General features: G+C 67.1%; 3 protein-coding genes. All 3 read left to right on the top strand.

Annotated features, from left to right (window positions below):
• The coding region (locus ACK5L9_RS00345) for an AIR synthase related protein (RefSeq protein ID WP_416909458.1) at nt 1-1,136 on the top strand (1,136 nt) is incomplete at its 5' end.
• Nucleotides 1,133-2,284, top strand: coding sequence for a bifunctional 2-C-methyl-D-erythritol 4-phosphate cytidylyltransferase/2-C-methyl-D-erythritol 2,4-cyclodiphosphate synthase (locus tag ACK5L9_RS00340; RefSeq protein ID WP_416909457.1), 1,152 nt, complete (start codon nt 1,133-1,135; stop codon nt 2,282-2,284). The genes ACK5L9_RS00345 and ACK5L9_RS00340, both read left to right, overlap by 4 nt.
• Nucleotides 2,281-2,651, top strand: a 371-nt coding sequence (locus tag ACK5L9_RS00335; RefSeq protein WP_416909456.1) for a phosphatidylglycerophosphatase A, incomplete at its 3' end; no start/stop codon positions are given. The genes ACK5L9_RS00340 and ACK5L9_RS00335, both read left to right, overlap by 4 nt.

Raw genomic sequence — 2,651 nt, 5'->3', positions numbered from 1 at the left:
GCTTCCTGATCCTGCACGGCAACGAGGTGAAGGCCGATCTGCCGCTGTCCAAGCTCTCCTCCAGCGCGCCGGAATATGACCGGCCCTGGGTCGAGACCCCGGCGGCGAAGGCGATGCCCGCCCTGCCCCCGATCACCCCGATCGCCGCCCTGCGCAAATTGATCGGCTCCCCCTCCCATGCGCATAAGGGCTGGGTCTGGGAACAGTATGACACGCAGGTCGGCGCCGATACCATCCGCCGCCCCGGCATGGGGGCGGGCGTGGTTCGCGTTCATGGCACCGACAAGGCGCTCGCGTTTACCAGCGACGTGACCCCGCGCTACGTCAAGGCGAACCCCTTCGAGGGTGGCAAGCAGGCGGTGGCCGAGGCCTATCGCAACCTTTCCGCCGTGGGCGCGCTGCCCTTGGCCACCACCGACAACCTGAATTTCGGCAATCCCGAAAAGCCCGAGATCATGGGCCAGTTCGTCGGCGCGATCAAAGGGATTGGCGAGGCCTGCGCCGCGTTGGATTTCCCCATCGTTTCGGGCAATGTCAGCCTGTATAACGAAACCGACGGAAAAGGCATCCTGCCCACCCCCACCATCGGCGGCGTCGGCCTGATCGCCAATCTGGACGATCTGATCGCCGGCCTGCCCGAGGATGGCGACGTCGCCATCGTCATCGGCGAAACGGCAGGACATTTGGACCAGTCGGCGCTGGCGCTTGAGGCATTCGGGATCGAGGCGGGCGACGCCCCCCATGTCGATCTGTCGGCCGAACGCAGACATGGCGAGTTTCTGCGGGCCAATCGCGGCCATCTGCGCGCCGCAACCGACCTTTCGGATGGCGGGCTGGCGCTGGCCGCGTTCGAAATGGCCGAGGCGGCGGGCATCGGCCTGCGGCTGGACAGCGGCGATATCGGCCAGTTGTTCGGCGAGGATCAGGCGCGCTATCTGGTCGCCTGCGATGCGCCGGGGGCGGCAGCCCTGCTGAAGGCGGCGGCGGGGGCGAATGTGCCCGCCGCGCAAGTCGGCAGCTTTGGTGGCATGGCCGTGCAGTTGGGCGAGGATGCGGGCGATCTGGCGGAACTGTCTATCCTGTACCGCAGCGCCTTCGCCACGGCGATCAGGGGCGACATGCCGGATCACGCATGATCCGCGCACCGGAAGGCTATGCCGCCATCGTCACGGCGGCAGGGCGCGGCAGCCGCGCGGGCGGTGGCGTGCCGAAACAATGGCGCGATCTGGCCGGCCAGTCGGTGCTGGCCCATACGCTTGCGGCGTTTGCGGGGTTCGGGCGCGTGGTGCTGGTCGTTCACGCCGACGATATGGGCCACGCGATCGCGCAATTCGCCGGTTCCGTCACCATCGTGACCGGCCAGGATACCCGCAGCGCCAGCGTCATGGCCGGGCTGACCGCGCTTGTGGGGCAGGCCAGCCATGTGCTGATCCATGACGGTGCGCGCCCTCTGGTCCCCGATGCGGTCATTCAGCGAGTGATCGACGCATTGCAAGGCGGCGCGGTAGCGGCGGCCCCTGCGCTGCCAGTGTCGGACGCGCTGTGGCGGGGCGCTGACGGGTTCGTGACCGGCACCCATCCCCGCGACGGGCTGTTCCGAGCACAGACCCCCCAAGGCTTTCGTCTGCCCGAAATCCTCGCCGCTCATCGCGCCCACCCCGAAGGTGCCGACGACGACGTTGAACTGGCCCGGCGTATGGGCCACCCGGTTGCTATTACGCCCGGCAGCGAGGACAATCTGAAGATCACCTTTCCCGCCGATTTTGCGCGGGCCGAACGATTGCTGGGGCAGGACATGGATATCAGGCTGGGCAATGGCTATGACGTGCATGCCTTTGGGCCGGGCGATCATGTCTGGCTGTGCGGCGTCAGGATCGCACATGAGGCCGGGCTGGTCGGCCATTCGGATGCCGATGTCGGCATGCACGCCCTGACCGACGCTATCTATGGCGCGCTGGCCGAAGGGGACATAGGCCGACACTTTCCGCCTTCGGACCCGCAATGGAAAGGCGCGGACAGTGCCATCTTCCTGCGCCACGCCGCCGATCTGGCGCGCGAACAGGGCTTTGGCTTCGGCAATGCCGATGTGACGCTGATCTGCGAGGCTCCGAAAATCGGCCCCCATGCCGCCGCCATGCAGGCGCGGCTGGCCGATATCATGGGCGTCGATCCGGGCCGGATCAGCGTCAAGGCCACCACCTCGGAACGGCTGGGCTTTACCGGTCGGCGCGAGGGTATTGCCGCCATCGCCACCGCCCTGCTGAAGAAAGGATGCCAACCATGATCCGGATGATTACAACATTCTTCGGCGTGGGCCTGCTGCGCCCTGCGCCGGGCACCTGGGGCTCGGCGGCTGCGGTGGCGCTTGGCGTGCTGTTCTGCGAACTGGGTGCAGCTTGGCTGGTGCCAGTTGGAACCGTGCTCGCGACGCTGCTCGGATTCTGGGCGGTGCCTCGCGCGGTCGCCGGGCTGGCCGACAAGGATCCGTCGGAAATCGTCATCGACGAGGTGGCGGGGCAGTGGCTGGCCATGTCCTTCACCGTCATTCCCTTGTGGTGGCACGGGGTGTCGATTCTGGCCGCGTGGCCGGGTTTTGTCGCGCCCTTCCTGCTGTTCCGGCTGTTCGACATCTGGAAACCCTGGCTGGTGGG

Source organism: Paracoccus sp. (in: a-proteobacteria) (assembly GCF_047973135.1).
Classification (GTDB): Bacteria; Pseudomonadota; Alphaproteobacteria; order Rhodobacterales; family Rhodobacteraceae; genus Paracoccus.
This window is presented reverse-complemented; position numbering and strand designations above follow the sequence as displayed.

Excerpts from the sequence above, each read along its gene's own strand:
- ACK5L9_RS00340 (WP_416909457.1), top strand. The coding sequence starts at position 1,133 with ATGATCCGCGCACCGGAAGGCTATGCCGCCATCGTCACGGCGGCAGGG.